At 51.2% G+C, this 15,382-nt stretch carries 14 protein-coding genes; 5 read left to right on the forward strand and 9 right to left on the reverse strand.

The window, feature by feature from the left end:
* The first annotated feature begins 17 nt into the window (after positions 1 to 17).
* The 3 genes from AC3RCL_RS02860 to AC3RCL_RS02870 all read left to right on the forward strand — a co-directional run bounded on the left by AC3RCL_RS02860 (position 18) and on the right by AC3RCL_RS02870 (position 2,127).
* Positions 18 to 602 (forward strand): nitroreductase family protein, encoded by a 585-nt coding sequence (locus tag AC3RCL_RS02860; protein WP_492534528.1) that lies wholly within the window; start codon positions 18 to 20, stop codon positions 600 to 602.
* Positions 603 to 700: 98 nt separating this feature from the next.
* A complete protein-coding gene (locus AC3RCL_RS02865) occupies positions 701 to 1,072 on the forward strand; it encodes a hypothetical protein (protein ID WP_012818768.1) in 372 nt (123 codons plus the stop codon).
* A gap of 224 nt (positions 1,073 to 1,296) precedes the next feature.
* Positions 1,297 to 2,127, forward strand: coding sequence for an aldo/keto reductase (locus tag AC3RCL_RS02870; protein ID WP_009594154.1), 831 nt, complete (start codon positions 1,297 to 1,299; stop codon positions 2,125 to 2,127).
* Between the two features lie 97 nt (positions 2,128 to 2,224).
* Here the strand turns inward: AC3RCL_RS02870 and AC3RCL_RS02875 are convergent, their stop codons facing one another.
* From AC3RCL_RS02875 to AC3RCL_RS02915, 9 genes are all read right to left on the reverse strand, one after another.
* The gene (locus AC3RCL_RS02875) at positions 2,225 to 2,806 is read right to left on the reverse strand and encodes a PadR family transcriptional regulator (protein WP_096774683.1); all 582 of its coding nucleotides are present in this window, start codon (positions 2,804 to 2,806) and stop codon (positions 2,225 to 2,227) included.
* Between the two features lie 4 nt (positions 2,807 to 2,810).
* On the reverse strand, positions 2,811 to 4,313 hold the full coding sequence (locus AC3RCL_RS02880; RefSeq protein ID WP_145040021.1) for an MDR family MFS transporter: 1,503 nt from the start codon (positions 4,311 to 4,313) through the stop codon (positions 2,811 to 2,813).
* 375 nt (positions 4,314 to 4,688) lie between these two features.
* The gene (locus tag AC3RCL_RS02885) at positions 4,689 to 5,096 is read right to left on the reverse strand and encodes a VOC family protein (protein ID WP_192569872.1); all 408 of its coding nucleotides are present in this window, start codon (positions 5,094 to 5,096) and stop codon (positions 4,689 to 4,691) included.
* Positions 5,097 to 5,419: 323 nt separating this feature from the next.
* Positions 5,420 to 6,481, reverse strand: coding sequence for a BtaManbiosPhlase (locus tag AC3RCL_RS02890; RefSeq protein WP_492534529.1), 1,062 nt, complete (start codon positions 6,479 to 6,481; stop codon positions 5,420 to 5,422).
* 49 nt (positions 6,482 to 6,530) lie between these two features.
* The gene (locus AC3RCL_RS02895; protein ID WP_492534530.1) at positions 6,531 to 7,475 is read right to left on the reverse strand and encodes an MTP-1 family protein; all 945 of its coding nucleotides are present in this window, start codon (positions 7,473 to 7,475) and stop codon (positions 6,531 to 6,533) included.
* A gap of 42 nt (positions 7,476 to 7,517) precedes the next feature.
* The gene (locus AC3RCL_RS02900; protein ID WP_492534531.1) at positions 7,518 to 9,005 is read right to left on the reverse strand and encodes an alpha-glucosidase; all 1,488 of its coding nucleotides are present in this window, start codon (positions 9,003 to 9,005) and stop codon (positions 7,518 to 7,520) included.
* A gap of 123 nt (positions 9,006 to 9,128) precedes the next feature.
* Positions 9,129 to 9,968, reverse strand: coding sequence for a carbohydrate ABC transporter permease (locus tag AC3RCL_RS02905; protein WP_006207931.1), 840 nt, complete (start codon positions 9,966 to 9,968; stop codon positions 9,129 to 9,131).
* Positions 9,955 to 10,833: a carbohydrate ABC transporter permease gene (locus tag AC3RCL_RS02910; RefSeq protein WP_492536253.1), complete on the reverse strand. Its 879-nt coding sequence runs from the start codon at positions 10,831 to 10,833 to the stop codon at positions 9,955 to 9,957. The genes AC3RCL_RS02905 and AC3RCL_RS02910 overlap by 14 nt, the downstream gene beginning before the upstream one ends.
* A gap of 5 nt (positions 10,834 to 10,838) precedes the next feature.
* Complete coding sequence (locus tag AC3RCL_RS02915) at positions 10,839 to 12,158, reverse strand: ABC transporter substrate-binding protein (protein ID WP_492534532.1); 1,320 nt, start codon at positions 12,156 to 12,158, stop codon at positions 10,839 to 10,841.
* Between the two features lie 352 nt (positions 12,159 to 12,510).
* Here AC3RCL_RS02915 and AC3RCL_RS02920 point away from each other — a divergent pair, with 352 nt between their 5' ends.
* Both AC3RCL_RS02920 and AC3RCL_RS02925 read left to right on the forward strand, forming a co-directional pair.
* Positions 12,511 to 13,542, forward strand: a complete 1,032-nt coding sequence (locus AC3RCL_RS02920) for a LacI family DNA-binding transcriptional regulator (protein WP_492534533.1) — start codon at positions 12,511 to 12,513, stop codon at positions 13,540 to 13,542.
* A gap of 42 nt (positions 13,543 to 13,584) precedes the next feature.
* Complete coding sequence (locus tag AC3RCL_RS02925) at positions 13,585 to 15,318, forward strand: phospho-sugar mutase (RefSeq protein WP_492534534.1); 1,734 nt, start codon at positions 13,585 to 13,587, stop codon at positions 15,316 to 15,318.
* The last annotated feature ends 64 nt before the right edge of the window (positions 15,319 to 15,382 follow it).

Genomic DNA, 15,382 nt, shown 5'->3' on the forward strand with positions numbered 1-15,382 from the left:
TCGGGAGGAAATCAAATATGAACGTAAGTAAAGCTATCCGTACGCGCCGCAGCCTTGGCAAGGTCAAGCCTGACGCCGTACCGCAGGAGTTGATCGAACAGATCGTCGAAGCAGGAACCTGGGCGCCGAACCACAAGCTGACGGAGCCGTGGAAATTCTTTGTCATGCAAGGGGAAGGCCGCGACGTGCTCGGCAATGCCCTGGGGGATATTCAGGTGGCCGGCGGCGACGATACGAGCGAAGAGGCCGTGAACGCAGCGCGCGAATCGGGACGTACGAAGGCGTACCGCGCTCCGGTCGTCATCGGTGTGGCGGTTGAGCCGTCGACGGATCCGAAGGTGATTGAGCTGGAAGAGTACGGAGCGGTATTCGCCGGCATCCAGAACATGCTGCTGCAAATTCATGAGCTGGGTCTTGGCGCCGTGTGGAGAACCGGCGAGCCGTGTTTCCACGCGTTGATGAACCAAGCGTTCGGATTGAAGCCTGACGATAAAATGCTGGGTTTCCTGTACATCGGATATCCGGACATGGAGCCGAAGCAGGGGAAACGTCAACCGGCCGCGAACAAGACGGTATGGCTGAATAGTGCTGCAGACCTGTAGTTGATCTATCCCCGGCCGCAAAAATCCGGTATAATGGACCCTAAGTTTATCGAAGGGTGCTGGGCATCCGGGGATTGACACTAGGGGAGTGTACATGGATGAAATTTCGGTTTAAACAGTGGGATCTGGGGAGCAAATTTATTTTTATCGCAACCTGTTTGGCGATAGCCTCTTTCTTTTTTAAATGGCTGGATATCGGCGTGGCTGCGGAGAACGGCTTTATGCAGGGCGGCGTGTTGTTCATCGTATGTTTCATCTATCCGTTTTTGAAAGTGGTTCGCGAGAAGAAGATGAACAAGCTGATTGCCTACGCTTTTGCGCTGGTCGCTATTTTCCTGACCATGATGTACGTGTCGTCCAAGACCATTGATTTTTTTGGAGAGACGATCAGAGGAGCGGCCGCTGGGCCGTATCTGTTTCTGGCGGCATGCGGGCTGCTGACCTTCGGTATTTTTAGACGCAAGGTTTAAAACGATAGGTTACATGCAAATGCCGTAACGATTAATAAAGGGCCGAGCCTATAGCAGCATGCTGCCCATAGGACGGCCCTTTTTGGCGATGAATGATGGGATTAGTTAAAAAATGTCCGCAGCCCTTGCAAGGGCTGTAACGTTGAGCGGGATACTGGGATTTTGATATACTGGAATAAGCGGCCAAATATCCGCTGCATTACATAAACAGGAGGGATTTCAGAATGGCCAATCAAACTTTTACCGATGGACCTACTTTGAATGACGGCGTAAAAATGCCGTGGCTGGGCCTTGGCGTATGGAAGACCAAAGAAGGCGAAGAGGTTATTCAGTCCGTAAAATCAGCAATCGCTGCAGGGTACCGCAGCATCGATACCGCTGCCATCTACGGCAATGAAGAGGGCGTAGGGCAAGCCATTCGCGAATCCGGAGTTTCGCGGGACGAGCTGTTCATCACCACCAAGGTATGGAACGATGACCAGGGTTATGAGAAGACGCTGCAAGCTTTTGAGACGAGCCGCAAGAAGCTAGGGCTGGATATCGTTGATTTATATCTCGTGCACTGGCCGGGTAAAGATAAATACCTCGAGACGTGGAAGGCATTGATTCATCTGCAAAAAGAAGGCCTCGTTCGTTCCATTGGCGTCAGCAATTTCCAAATCCGCCACCTGCAGCATATCATTGAGGATACCGGCGTGGTGCCTGTCGTCAACCAAGTGGAATTGCATCCGCTGCTTTCCCAGAAGGAGCTGCTGGGCTATGCACGCGAGAATCATATCGTTCTGGAAGCTTGGAGCCCGTTGATGCAGGGCAACCTCGATCAACCGGCACTCGCGCAGATCGCGGAGAAATACGGAAAAACCACGGCGCAAGTCATTCTGCGCTGGGACATTCAGAACGGCGTCATCGTCATTCCGAAATCGATTAAAGATCATCGGATCCGTGAAAACGCCGGCATCTTCGATTTCGAGCTTTCCGCAGAAGATATGGCGGCCATTGACGGCTTGAACCAAAACAAACGTTTTGGCTCCAACCCGGATGAGTTCCTGTTCTAAATTTCGTTTTCATATAAAAAAGCGAGCACCAACCCTGAGTGAGGGAAGTGCTCGCTTTTTTTGCGTATTCAATAGCAGGTGGAAAGCCCCCTTGGCATTATCGTCCTTCCTGGTCGTCCTCGGGAAACAACGGCTCGCCGATCGTGCCGAGCTTCCCATGCACCAGGTCCTCATGCAGCCGTCTTAACCAGTTCAGGTCGGTCTTGGCGTGCTCATACATCCCGATCATCAGGTGCTGCGTGCTGCGGGGGACGATATGCTGGTGCTCCACGTATAGTTGGTACGCCTGGTTCACCCGGTGTTCGGCTTCCCGGATCCGGGTCTGCAGGATCGGGGCCAGAACGGCGGGGTCTGCGTGGCGCGAGAAGGGCAGCGCCATATACAGCGGGTGGTGCACGGGCTCGATGTCCCTGAATTTCTTGAGCAGCAGCTGTTCAAAAAGCTTGCGTCCGGATTCCGTGATCCGGTAGATGGTTTTGTCCGGACGGCTGTCGCTTTGGATGGTTTCCACGGCCTCGATATATCCTTCCTTGGCGAGCCGGTCCACCGCGTAATAAAGGGAGCCCATCTGGAGCTTGGTATATTGATCCATGCCCCGGTCCTTCATCTTGATCCGGATCTCGTACGGATGATGGTCTCCTTCCAGCAGCAAGCCCAGGATGGCCAGCTTCATGGACATGCCATCAGGCTCCCTTAGCCTTGGCGGGAACGGTCACCCGTTCGTTGCCCATCATAAGGACGAACACGAGAGCCAGCACCGCCGGCACAAGCGCCCACATGAACGTGTTCGCGATGGAATCGGCCAATGAAGCCGTGATCTGTTCGCGCACGTTCGGTGGGAGCTGCCCCATCACTTCAGGCGAAAGGACGGCATCCGCGTTTAACTCGGCACCGGCCGGGGCGTTTCCTCCGGCTTCCGCGAGCCGGTTGTTCAGGCCGTTGCGCTGGATGATCCCGAAGATTGTAATCCCCACCGTCATGCCGAAGGAACGAAGGAAGGAGTTCGTCGATGTTGCCGCGCCGCGCTGTCTGGCATCAAAGTTATGGATGGAGGCCATGCTGAGCGTGGAGAACGAGAACCCGACGCCAAAGCCGGTCAGGACCATGAAGAGCGTTAACAGGTAGCGCGGCGTATCCGGGCTGATCGTGCTCAGGCAGAAAATGCCTGTGATAAAGCACAAGACGGACAGGATCATGATGTTTCTAAACGAAGTCCGGGTCGTCAGCATACCGCCGCCTTGGCTCCCGAATACGCTGCCCAGCATCATCGGCATCAGAATGAGGCCCGAATTGGTTGCCGATCCACCGTACACTCCGCTGACGAAGATCGGGATGTAGATGGTTGCCACGATAAACGTTGCTCCATAGAACAAGGCAACGATATTGCTTGAAGCAAACAGGCGTTTACGGAACATTTGGAATGAAATAATGGGTTCGGCTGCTCGGGTCTCTGCGAACAGAAACACGATAAACAAAGCAATGAATCCCCCGAACAAGCCCAGAATTTGCGGGGAATCCCATGCATAGGTTTGCCCGCCCAGCTCCAGACCGAACATCAAGCAGATGATCGCGCCAACAAGCGTCGCTGCCCCGGTCCAATCGATCTTCTGTTTGGCATGGGAACGCGATTCCTTGTAAGACGTCATAATGAAGATAAAGGACACGATTCCGATCGGAACGTTGACATAGAATATCCATTCCCAGCCGATGCTGTCGGTGATAAAAGCACCCAGCAGCGGTCCCATTATGCTGGAGGTGCCGAATACGGCGCCGAGCAGACCTGTCATCTTGCCGCGCTTCTCCGGCGGGAACAGGTCAAACACGATGGTAAACGCAATCGGCATAAGGGCACCGCCGCCGATTCCTTGAATCGCCCGGTAAATTATAAGCTCTGTCATATTGTTCGCCATCCCGCAGAGGGCGGAACCAATCAGGAAGACAACCAGTCCGAAGATAAAGAACCGCTTCCGTCCGTACATATCGGACAGCTTGCCGAATATCGGCGTGCCGGCCATAACGGCAACCATGTAGATCGAGGTTACCCAGACGACTTGGTCGAAGCCTTGAAGATCGCGGATAATCGTCGATAACGCGGTCGCTACAATCGTGTTATCGATGGCGGCCATGAAGATGCCGAGCAGCAATCCGGCCACGACCAATTTGATGTTGCTTTGTTGTGCATTCATGTTAAGGATACTCCTTTTCCTTATTCAACTATGTACATATTATTCAAATTTGAATAATTCGGTGGTTATATTGTAGCCGGATTAACAGAAGTTGGCAATATGTTGAATGCAAGGCCTCTCTCTACATTTCGCACAAGAAAAAACAAGGTCAACCCTGTATACGGGATGACCTTGAGATTATCGGGCGACAACCGCCGGAATGTCGTTGCAATCAAGACCCTTGTCGGCAGATTCGTTTCGGGAAGCGGCTGCGTGGTGCGGAAATTTTTCAGCTCTGCATGTTTCGTGTGGTACGGCACAACGATCAAGCGGAGGCTTGTATCGACAGGGGCCTCGGGTGAGGTATGACAGAGATAGGGCTGGCGATAGCAGCGACTAACAGTTCATCTGGGGCGATTTCGGATCCAGCTGCATGAATTCGATCCGGTTGCCGTCCGGGTCCCTGGCCCAGCACTGCCAGTTGAAGTCTTTTCCTTGAACCGGCTCAACGTCCAGCTTTACGCCCTGCTTGCGAAGATGCTCCGCGATGCGCTCGATGTCTTCCACCTCAAGGCAGAGATGGGAGAATCCGACGGGCCGCTCTACACGGGCCGGTTTATTTTGTCCGCCGTAAAACAGCTCGATAAACTGTCCATCACGCACCTTAATGTACTCGATCCACGGTTCGCCCTGATCATTGGGAATATCAAAAGCACGGGTAAAACCAAGCACATCACAGTAAAAATGCAGGGATTTCTCCATATCGGCAACATCGAACGCCAGATGGGCAATTCCTTTAATCATGACGGCATTCCTCCTCGGTATGTATCAAAACATGAAATAAGATGATCTCTTATGTCCATTGTAACGCATTCTGTATACGCTTCCATATTTATTTGCGGCATCGGAAAAATAAAACCGGAATCCTCGCTGAGCCGATCCGTCATGTCATGTATAGCCTTCTATCGTTATGCCGTCTTGTGATGTCAAAAACCCGAGGCCTGCGATAACAGGCTTCGGGTTCGGGGACATCGACGTGCCGCTTGCGGCACGACAATTCATTTGGAATATCTTCTATTTATCAACGATCATTTCAAATGCATCTGCCGCTATCAAACACAGAGACCTTATACATAGGTCAGGCTGTCCAGAATTTCCTTTACGCTCAACTCGGCGCAAGCCATGGAGGTATCGGCTACTCCATAATACATTCTCACGACATCGCCATCGACCAATGCGCCACAGGAGAAGACGACATCTCCGAAGAATCCGTTCTTCTCATAATCGGCCTCGGGCTCCATGATCGGTTGATTGGAGCGGGCGATGACTTTGGATGGATCGTTCAGATCCAGCAGCAGGGCACCCATGCAGTAGCGGTGATCCAACGTTGCGCCATGGTACAGCTCCAGCCAGCCTTTTTCCGTGCGGAATGGTACGGCGCCGCCGCCCATGCGGCCGCTGTCCCACATGCCATCGCGCAGGCCTGCGAGATGTTTGTGGTTGCCCCAGTATACAAGATTATCGGATTCGGCGATCCACATTTCCGGGTTGCCTGTGCTCTTGGTCGTTGGACGGTGCAGTGCATAGAATTTGCCGCCTATTTTCTCAGGAAAGATCAGGACGTCCTTGTTGTCCGGTCCGAAAATCATCCCGTGATGCGTGAAGTTCACAAAATCTCGGGTCGAAACCATGGATTCGCCTACGCCTACCGGAGAAACAGCAGAGAAGTAGATGTAATACGTATCGCCGATCTGTGTAACGCGCGGGTCTTCGATACCGAAAGCTTCCAGCGTCTGTGCGGGATATACCAGCGGCTTGTCGTCGATGGTAAAGCGATGCCCGTCCGTGCTGCGTGCCACTCGAATATAGGATAAGGAGGTCAAATATTCGAAGGTAGCGCTGTGGTTCACATTACGAATGACACGGGGGTCAGAGAAATCATAACGAGCATCGTCGGTGCGGAATTCCAAAATGTCCAGCTTCTGTGTTTCAGCATGGAATACAGGCGCTTTGACAATCATCGGATCGGTGCTAATCGGGCGCTCCGCGACCCGAAGCAGCAGCAGCACTTCGCCGTTATATTCGGCAACGCCTGCATTGAAGGCGCCAATGACTTCGAAGCCGTCATGATACGGCTTCACGTCGGCCGGTGTAATCAGAGGGTTCTCCTCATATCTGTATATATTCATGGTTGTTTACCCCTATCCAATGTTCTTATTTATTTGGGAACGGCTTCTCTTACTGTTCGAATTTGAGGAACGGATCCTGAATGGTTATGCGATGCGCTTCCGCATCGCTGATGCCGGCATAGAGATCGGCGGTGCCGTCAGCATGGCGAACGAGGCCTCCGCTAAATACAACGTCAACGAGATCCGGACGCTTGGTTTCACCCGGCAAGAATTCGGCGCGCACGGCAATCAATTCCAGATCGCTAAACTCGCCCGTCTGCGGGTCTAGCGCAAACACCATCGGATAATAGTGGCGATCCCCGGCTTCGTCGAAGTTTGCCACATGGCCAAGCACGCCGACAAGGCCATTGCTCAACAAGTGCAGCTCGTTGGCTCCGCCCCATTCCGCATCGATGAATTGGTCAGCCAGAAGGGGGGCATCGTTAACGAGTTCTACCGTCACGTCTTCCAGTGAGTTCACCTTGGTAAACCCGATTTTACCTCGGCCGCCTTTTTCGCCTTGAGGACGAGTAAACACCCCGATTTCGCCGCCGGCCAGCTCAATGAGACGCAAATCCTTCATGGCGTCGGGGCCCGTGAAGAAAAGGGAGAGCTCGTTCAGCGTTTGCCCTTTCCGAAATACGGTTCTCCACATTAGCGCATGCTCCATCGTTGGGTGAGGGAAGATTTCAACGCCACCCAGAACCAGTTCGCCATGAATGAAGGTAAAGAATGGATCCTGAAGCGTAAAGACAGGGGCGCCTTTTTTCGGTATCCAGATGCCGTCCTGCTCCACAAAGAAGTGGATTTCCGAATGTTCGCTGTCTCGCGATTCCACCCGGCCTGCAATGACGGTGACTCCGTCAATTCGGAAGGGAGCCGTGATATTGTATACGTCTTTGTCGCCGACACCCGAAAACGAAAGCTTGACCGGGTTTTGAATCGTGGATTTCTTGCTTTGATATTCTTGTAACAGGGTTGCGCAAGTTTTTACAGAGGATTTATGCAATGCCACCGTATGATGCCTCCTTAATATGAACGATAAATAATTGCGTCTTTAGGATATCCATACCGCAGCCGTGTGCGGCGGGACTTCGATTACCGATCCCTCCAATTGCTCCAGCTTTACGTAATCACCGGAAGAGAGGGCAGCATGCCGTAGCCGAAGCGAGAGCAGCTTTTTATAAAAAGAATACATGGAATCCGGCTGCTCCCGCTGCGCTTGCACATGGATCTGTTCGTGCCCAGGCCCCATCCCGATCCAGGGTGCTTGCTCCGAGAAACCGCCGTAACGATCACCGTTCCATTGCATGGGGGATCGGGAATAGTCGCGGCTCTTGGCCCGGGCCAAGTCCATAGCTTCCTCTTCCGTTATTCCATTCTGTAGTGCGACTTTGTAGTGGCTGAGACCTTGGATATCCCTCATGTCCTCGATCTTGTGCGCGATATGGTTCCTCATTCCGATCTCGTCGCCATAATAGATGAACGGTACGCCCTTCGCCGTTAACATGAGGGCCGCCATCAGTTTGGCTCGCTGCTCCTCGAGGTCCGTATGGCCTTCGCCAAATCTCGAGATATGGCGCTGCATATCATGGCTGCTGAAGCACAAGGTGGGGAGCTGATCGGAGGCATGCTGGTCTTCCATGCGTTTAATCTCCCTGTATAAATCCTCCGGCCGAAATTGCTCCTGGCTTCCCAGGTTGAAGTTGAACACTACATCGAGAAGGCCGCTGCCGCTGTAGCGGCGCAGGATGTCCAGATCCTCGGAACCGACTTCACCTACCATAAAAATGCCTTCCCGTTCATGTACATAACGGCAAATGTCGCCGATTGCCTCCACGATCCCGTCCTGGTTCTGATCGAACTGGTGAATTTGCTCGCCGTTGTCATCTACCGGATTATCCTGAAAATCGCTGGAGACTTTAAGGAAATTGATGACGTCCAGCCGGAAGCCGTCGATTCCCTTATCCAGCCAAAAACCCATAACATCCTTCATGGCTTGCCGGACTTCCGGATTGGCCCAATTCAGATCCACCTGTTCCTTGGCAAAGGCGTGGTAATAATACTGACCTGTGCCTTCATCCCATTCCCAGGCGCTGCCGCCAAAGCAGGACTCCCAGTTGTTCGGGGCCTCTTGACGTACAGGAGACTTCCAGATGTACCAGTCCCGCTTCGGAGAAAGGGTAGAGGATTTGGACTCCTGGAACCAGGCATGGGCTGATGAGGTATGATTCAGCACGAGATCCACAATGACCCGGATGCCCCGCCGATGGGCTTCATGAATGAAACCATCGAAATCTTCCATCGTTCCGTATTCCGGATCGACGGCATAATAATCCGAAATATCGTAACCGTTATCGATCTTGGGCGATGGATAGAAGGGAGTCAACCAAATTCCGCCGATTCCGAGTTTCTTTAGGTAATCCAGCTTGGAGGTGATTCCCTTAAAATCTCCGACGCCATCCCCATTGCCGTCACAGAAGCTTGGCATGTAAATTTCATAAAAGACGGTTTCTTTCCACCACTTTTTTTGGTTTCTGTCCATACGTTTCCACTCCCGGATGAAAGCTGCTTTCATCCCTTTATTTAAGAGAAGCCCGGATAGGCAGGTTGTAATGTACAGACCCTCATATTCGAACTTCCTGCAACGTTCTGATGCGTCATTTAATTATTTGAGACTGAACTGCATGCCTTCCTTGAACTTTTTGCCGAAGATCGCGAACATGATAATAATGGGCACGGTGAGCAGGACGGATGCCGCATAGAGCGGACCCGGGTAACTGCCGTATGGCCCGAACATCTGGGACAAGAGTACGTTGAGTGTCAGCATGTTGTCGCTGCGGACAACGATCATATCCCATAGAAGCTCGGTCCAGCGCTCCATCAGCAAGAAGAGGAAGATCACCGCGGTGATGGATTTGGACATGGGCAGCATGATTTTGTACAAAATCTTGAAATCCGATGCTCCATCCAGCTTCGCTGCTTCGATAAATGCATCCGGTACGGCTTTGAAAAAGTTGGTGTACATGAAGATCGCCCATAAACTGACGGCCTTCGGAATGATCATCGCCCAGTACGTATCGTAAAGTCCCACCTTCTGAATAATGAGAAAGTTCGGGATCAGCAGAATGATCGCCGGGAAGAACATATGGAACAACACGAAGTTATTCACGGTGTCGCGTCCCCGGAATTTCAATTTGGACAGCGCATAGGCGACCATGATCCCGAACAGCATCATAAGAAATGTGGAGGCTACCGAGACGATGACGCTGTTGAAGAACGCGTTCATCCATGGCCGGGCAATGCCAACCTCGCCTCCGGTAAGAAGCCATTCATAGGATTTTAACGAGAATTTGCTTGGAACGAGCTGCCTGTCCACCTGCGCCCAATCGGCAAAAGAGTTGAGCACCATGTACAAGTAAGGGTACACCATGACGAGAAGCAGAAGGGTTGCCAGTACATAGCGGCTCGCCAGACGACGTTTACTATTTTTCTTAGACCCAACCATTTCGTTTCCCCCAGCTTTCCAGCAGTTTACGAATCACGAAGATGGAGATGAACGTTACGATGGATGCCATAATGGCAATCGCAGACGCATATCCGGCTTGCAAATTCGTAAAGGCTTGATTAAAGATTTCCATCTGCCATGTATTGGTTGCAAAGTTCGGTCCGCCGCCTGTCAACTGATAAACTTCCGTGAAGATACCGAAGGTTACGCCGAAGGAGAGAATGAGCGTTGTATACAGGGCAGGGTACAAGAGCGGCAGCGTGATTTTCCAGAATCGCTGTCTGTCGGTTACCCCATCAATGGCAGCTGCTTCATAAACTTCCTTATCAATGCTTTCAAGCCCCGAGGTCAGGATCAAGGCATAATAACCCGTGAACTTCCAGGCCAATATCAGACCGACGATAAACAGCGCTGAGAACGGTGAGCCGAGCCAGTCGATATTGATCCCGAAAGTGCCTCTCAAGAATTCATTGACCGGACTGTTGTAGGACAGAAAGCCCTGTACAATGAGGGATGCAACAACGCCTGATGACAGATACGGCAGGAAGAAGCCGATTAGGTACACACTTTTGAATCTGGGCAATCCCTGTATAACAACGGCAACGGCGAGCGACATCGCGGTTACCAGTGGAACAAACAGCATCATGAACTTGTAGGTAACCCAGAACGCGGATTGCACCCCGGGAGCGGCCATGGCTTTTCGGAAATTATCCAGCCCTACAAAATCAAATTCGGGAGCAATCAGGTCCCAATTCGTAAAAGAAAGGTACAGGGACCAAAGGAGCGGTCCCAGGAAAAAAACCAATCCGAAAATAATGTAGGGACTGGCAAAAAGCCAGCCCAACTTATTATTTTGCTTATTAATCATGATTAAAGTTCACCTTCAATCGCTTTCTTCATGTTATTCCACCCGGTTTGCGGATCGATTTCCCCGCGGATGACCTTATTAAATGCTTCTTGTCCGATCAAGGTTTGAAGCTCGTTGAATTTCGGATTATCCATGGCTGGAACGCCTTTGGACACCGCTTCCGCATAAGGAGCCAGCTCCGGTTTCTCGGCGAGGATCTGCTTGAAGCCTTCCACTTCGTTCAGATCATCGCGTGCCGGAGGCAGATTGGTTTGCTTGAACCATTTCACGTCATTTTCGTCGTTGGAATAAACCCATTTCAGAAATTCAGCGGCAGCTTGCTGCGATGCTTCGGGAGCAGCGGAGAAGATAACCAGACCTTTTGCGTCCGCGTAGGTTTTTGCTTCTGCGGGATCCATATGATCCGGTACCGGAGGCAGGGTAAGGGTGAAGTTTTCTCCATATTTCAGTTCAGGATACTTCGTTGCCCACATATCGAATGTCCAAGGACCGATATCGGTGAATACCCCCGCACCGGTTTCGAAAGGATCGGTTGCATTCTGCGCCAATACACCGCCAGCTTTACGAAGGTCATCCACGAAAGTCAGCATTTCCACGCCGGCTTTATCGTCCGCAACAAGGCTTTGGCCTTCGATAAATTTGTTGCCGTCGGAAGCTGCGTTGTAGAACAAGAAGAAATCGAACCAGCGTTTCCAGGCCGTAGGGTCTGCAAGGTCGGCGCCTTTGGCCCACATATATTTATCCGGATATTTCGCTTTCAGCTTCGTTGTGGCTTCCAGAACTTCACTGTACGTTTGAGGAGGCTCATTATATCCGATCTCTTTCAAGAAATCCGTTCGCCATCCGATCAGCATCGGGTTAGAGTAGATCGGCAATACATATTGGTGGCCGTCCGCGAATTCCCAAGGAGCGATCGTTTCGGTCATGTTACGGGACTCGACCATTTCCTTAAATTGCGGCAGTTCATCAAGAGCTACAAGCGCTTTACTGTTGGACAGCTGTGCGGCGAATCCACGGTTGATATTCTCCGCGACCGTCGGTGCATTCCCTCCTGCGATGGCCGCCTGAATACTTGCCTCAGAGCTTGGTGATTCTTTAATTGCACTAACGTTAACTTTTACGTCCGGATTCACGGTTTCGTACTCTTTGGCCATCTCTTGCCAGAATGCTTGCTGCGGCGGGTTCGGTGCCGCCCAGAATTCGACGGTGGTAACGCCGTCTGCACTTTGACCGCCGTTGCTGCCGCCATTACCACAAGCAGCGAGTACCGTTCCACCTACCAATGAGATTGCTAGAAGCAAAGAAATTCTTGATTTTTTCATATTGACCCTTCCTCCTAAACACAATAGGTCTTCCTATAAAGGAAGTTGACATTGCTAATTTTGTAACGTTACAAAAAATAATTAAAAATTACTGAAAGCGTTATATTCACATTATTGTTCATTACACATAGGTTTGTCAACGCTTTAACCCCCAAAACACGACAAACAATTAATTCCTGTGAGGTAAATCACATTAATATAGTGCTTTACATAATTATTTTGTAACGTTAAAATAATGTTTGTAATCTTCGGGCGAGAGCTTTCAAATCTCTGTTTGTTTTCGGTATAGTATGATGAGAATCCATTCGTCCTATACAACTATTCTTACTATAAAGAGAAAGGAACGTTATCCTTGACCAAGCCAAAAGTTACGATGCAGGATATTGCAGACCACTTGCAAATCTCCAAGAATTCGGTTTCGCAAGCATTATCAGGTAAAGGCGGTGTCAGCGAGGAGACGCGCAAGCTCATTATGCAAACGGCCGATGAGCTCGGCTACGTCTATACCGGAAATCGCAAGCGATCCTCGGATCAAGAGGACAAGGAAGAATCTACAGGCAGTATTGCTCTAGTAGCAACGGATTTTGCCTTCTCTATGCGGGGCTTTTTCGGGGAAATCTACCTTACTATAGAAAATGAAGTGCAGAAGAGAGGGAAGAAGCTGCTGATCCAATCCATTTCCCAGCAGATGATGAAGGAGCAGACGCTGCCCCCTTTTATTGAGGGAAGGGAAGTCGATGGGATTTTGATCCTTTCGCATCTTAGCACCGATTATATGAACACCTTGATCGATACCGGTATTCCTACCGTACTCATCGACCATCACCATCCGGATGTGCAAGCCGATGCCATTCTTACGAACAACCGGTTCAGTGCCTATCATGTCGTAAAATATCTCTATGAGCTGGGACATACACGCATTGGATTTGTCGGCAATACGTCCTTCTCCCCGAGCTATTATGAACGGCTGGAAGGTTTCAGGCTTGCCCATCATGAGCTCGGCATGGAGCTGCACCCGAATTGGATTCTTAGCGATGCGCGGGAAGATCAGGAATTTATGGAGAAGCGGCTGCAGGGGCTGGACGAACAGCCTACTGCCTGGTTCTGTGTTAATGACGGTCTCGGTTTTATCGTGAATTCGACCATTTATAATATGGGCTATCAGATTCCGGGCGATATTTCCATCGTCAGTTTTGATAACGGACAGCTTTCCAGATTGGCAACGCCTAAAACAACCACCATGGGAGTGGACTTGAGACTATTCGGCCAAACGGCGATCCGGCAGCTGTTTTGGCGAATGAAGCAGCCGGATGCGCCGCATATGGAGCTGCTGCTGCCGACAACACTCATTGAACGTGATTCGACATCGGCTCCGCGCAATTAATATGATGAATCGATGAGTTCAGGATGGAGGCTTATTTACCATATGACCATTCAAGCACAAGCACAAGAACAAGCTGTACAGGCATATGAACGCTGGCTGAACAGCCAGGTAATTGACGAAGCGTCCAAGAATGAGCTTCGCGCTATTGCCCATAACGAGAGCGAAATCGCAGATCGTTTCTATAAGGAATTGGAATTCGGAACCGGCGGGCTGCGGGGCGTGATCGGTGCAGGCAGCAACCGGATCAATATCTATACCGTGGGGAAAGCAACCCAAGGGCTTGCTGCAGTGTTAAAACAGGAGTGCGAAGCGCCATCGGCAGTGATTGCGTACGACTCCAGGCATTTTTCCCCCGAATTCGCGCTTGAAGCGGCTCGGGTGCTCGCAGGGAATGGCGTTAAGGCTTATGTATTTGAAACTCTTCGTCCGACGCCTGAATTGTCGTATGCTGTTCGGCATCTAAACGCAGAGGCGGGAATCGTGATTACCGCAAGCCATAATCCGCCGGAATATAACGGATATAAGGTGTACGGTCCGGACGGTGGGCAAATTACGCCAGATACAGCAGCCAAAGTGATTCAGGCGATCGGGCATGTCGCTTCGTTTGAAGACATCCGTAAGCTGGACCGGGCAGCGGCGGAGGGGAGCGGCTTGCTCGTATGGCTCGGCCAAGAAATCGATAATTTGTATACCCTTGCCGTTGCAGGCGTAAGCCAAAATCCCGGAATCATACCTGAAGCCAGCAGCAATTACCGTATCGTATTTACGCCGCTGCATGGAACCGGTAACGTTCCTGTACGTGCGGTCTTGAAGCATCTTGGTTTTCAGCATGTGGATGTCGTGCCGGAACAAGAACTTCCGGATGCCGATTTTTCAACTGTGCAATCGCCTAATCCCGAAGAACATGCCGCATTTGAGATTGCGATCGCCCAAGCCAAGGCAAACGCGGCTGACCTCATTCTCGGAACCGATCCGGATGCGGACCGCATGGGGGCTGTCATTCAGGATGATCAAGGTCAGTATTTCATCCTTAGCGGCAACCAGTCCGGTGCCATCATGGTGCACTACTTGCTGGAATCCATGAAGAACAAAGGTATTCTTCCAGAGAACGGAGCGATCATCAAGACGATTGTGACCAGCGAAATGGGAGCTGCCATCGCGGCTGCATACGGCATGACCGTGTTCAACACGCTGACCGGGTTTAAATACATCGGGGAGAAAATGACGCAGTTCGAGAAGACCGGAGCGTTTGAATTTATTTTTGGTTATGAGGAGAGTTACGGTTATCTTGCCGGCAGCTATGCCCGTGATAAGGACGCTGTTGTCGCAGCCATGCTAATAGCCGAGGCGGGTGCTTACTATAAAGCGCAAGGTAAGACTTTATATGAAGTGCTTCAAGAGTTATACCGAACCTACGGCTATTTTGCCGAGAAGCTGGAGACGAGAACGCTTAAGGGCATTCAAGGCGTACAGCTGATTGCAGGCATCATGAGCGCTTGGCGTGAATCGGCACCAAGCGAAGTGTCGGGGATTAAACTCAGCGAAACAGAGGATTTCAGCCTGGGACTTTACGGTCTGCCGCGAGAGAATGTGCTGAAATTCCATCTTGCCGACGGCAGCTGGTTCTGCCTTCGTCCGTCCGGCACGGAGCCGAAGATCAAGCTGTACTTTGCTGTTCAGGGCAGGACATATGAAGATGCGCAGGCTAAGATCGCTGCGCTTACGCACGCTGTAATGGCTCGGATTGATGCTTATATCGAACAGCACCAGAAATAGAACAAAGGACTGAACCCAATCGTTCGCTTCGGAACGGAAGGGCTCAGTCCTTTTTTGGATATCG

It is taken from the genome of Paenibacillus sp. MT86, assembly GCF_058792535.1.

Bases quoted from the DNA above. Each gene is read 5' to 3' on its own strand.
- AC3RCL_RS02865 (WP_012818768.1), top strand. From the start codon at position 701: ATGAAATTTCGGTTTAAACAGTGGGATCTGGGGAGCAAATTTATTTTT.
- AC3RCL_RS02905 (WP_006207931.1), bottom strand. From the start codon at position 9,968: ATGGTTGGGTCTAAGAAAAATAGTAAACGTCGTCTGGCGAGCCGCTAT.
- AC3RCL_RS02880 (WP_145040021.1), bottom strand. From the start codon at position 4,313: ATGAATGCACAACAAAGCAACATCAAATTGGTCGTGGCCGGATTGCTG.
- AC3RCL_RS02890 (WP_492534529.1), bottom strand. From the start codon at position 6,481: ATGAATATATACAGATATGAGGAGAACCCTCTGATTACACCGGCCGAC.
- AC3RCL_RS02885 (WP_192569872.1), bottom strand. From the start codon at position 5,096: ATGATTAAAGGAATTGCCCATCTGGCGTTCGATGTTGCCGATATGGAG.
- AC3RCL_RS02900 (WP_492534531.1), bottom strand. From the start codon at position 9,005: ATGGACAGAAACCAAAAAAAGTGGTGGAAAGAAACCGTCTTTTATGAA.
- AC3RCL_RS02860 (WP_492534528.1), top strand. From the start codon at position 18: ATGAACGTAAGTAAAGCTATCCGTACGCGCCGCAGCCTTGGCAAGGTC.
- AC3RCL_RS02915 (WP_492534532.1), bottom strand. From the start codon at position 12,158: ATGAAAAAATCAAGAATTTCTTTGCTTCTAGCAATCTCATTGGTAGGT.
- AC3RCL_RS02925 (WP_492534534.1), top strand. From the start codon at position 13,585: ATGACCATTCAAGCACAAGCACAAGAACAAGCTGTACAGGCATATGAA.
- AC3RCL_RS02870 (WP_009594154.1), top strand. From the start codon at position 1,297: ATGGCCAATCAAACTTTTACCGATGGACCTACTTTGAATGACGGCGTA.
- AC3RCL_RS02875 (WP_096774683.1), bottom strand. From the start codon at position 2,806: ATGTCCATGAAGCTGGCCATCCTGGGCTTGCTGCTGGAAGGAGACCAT.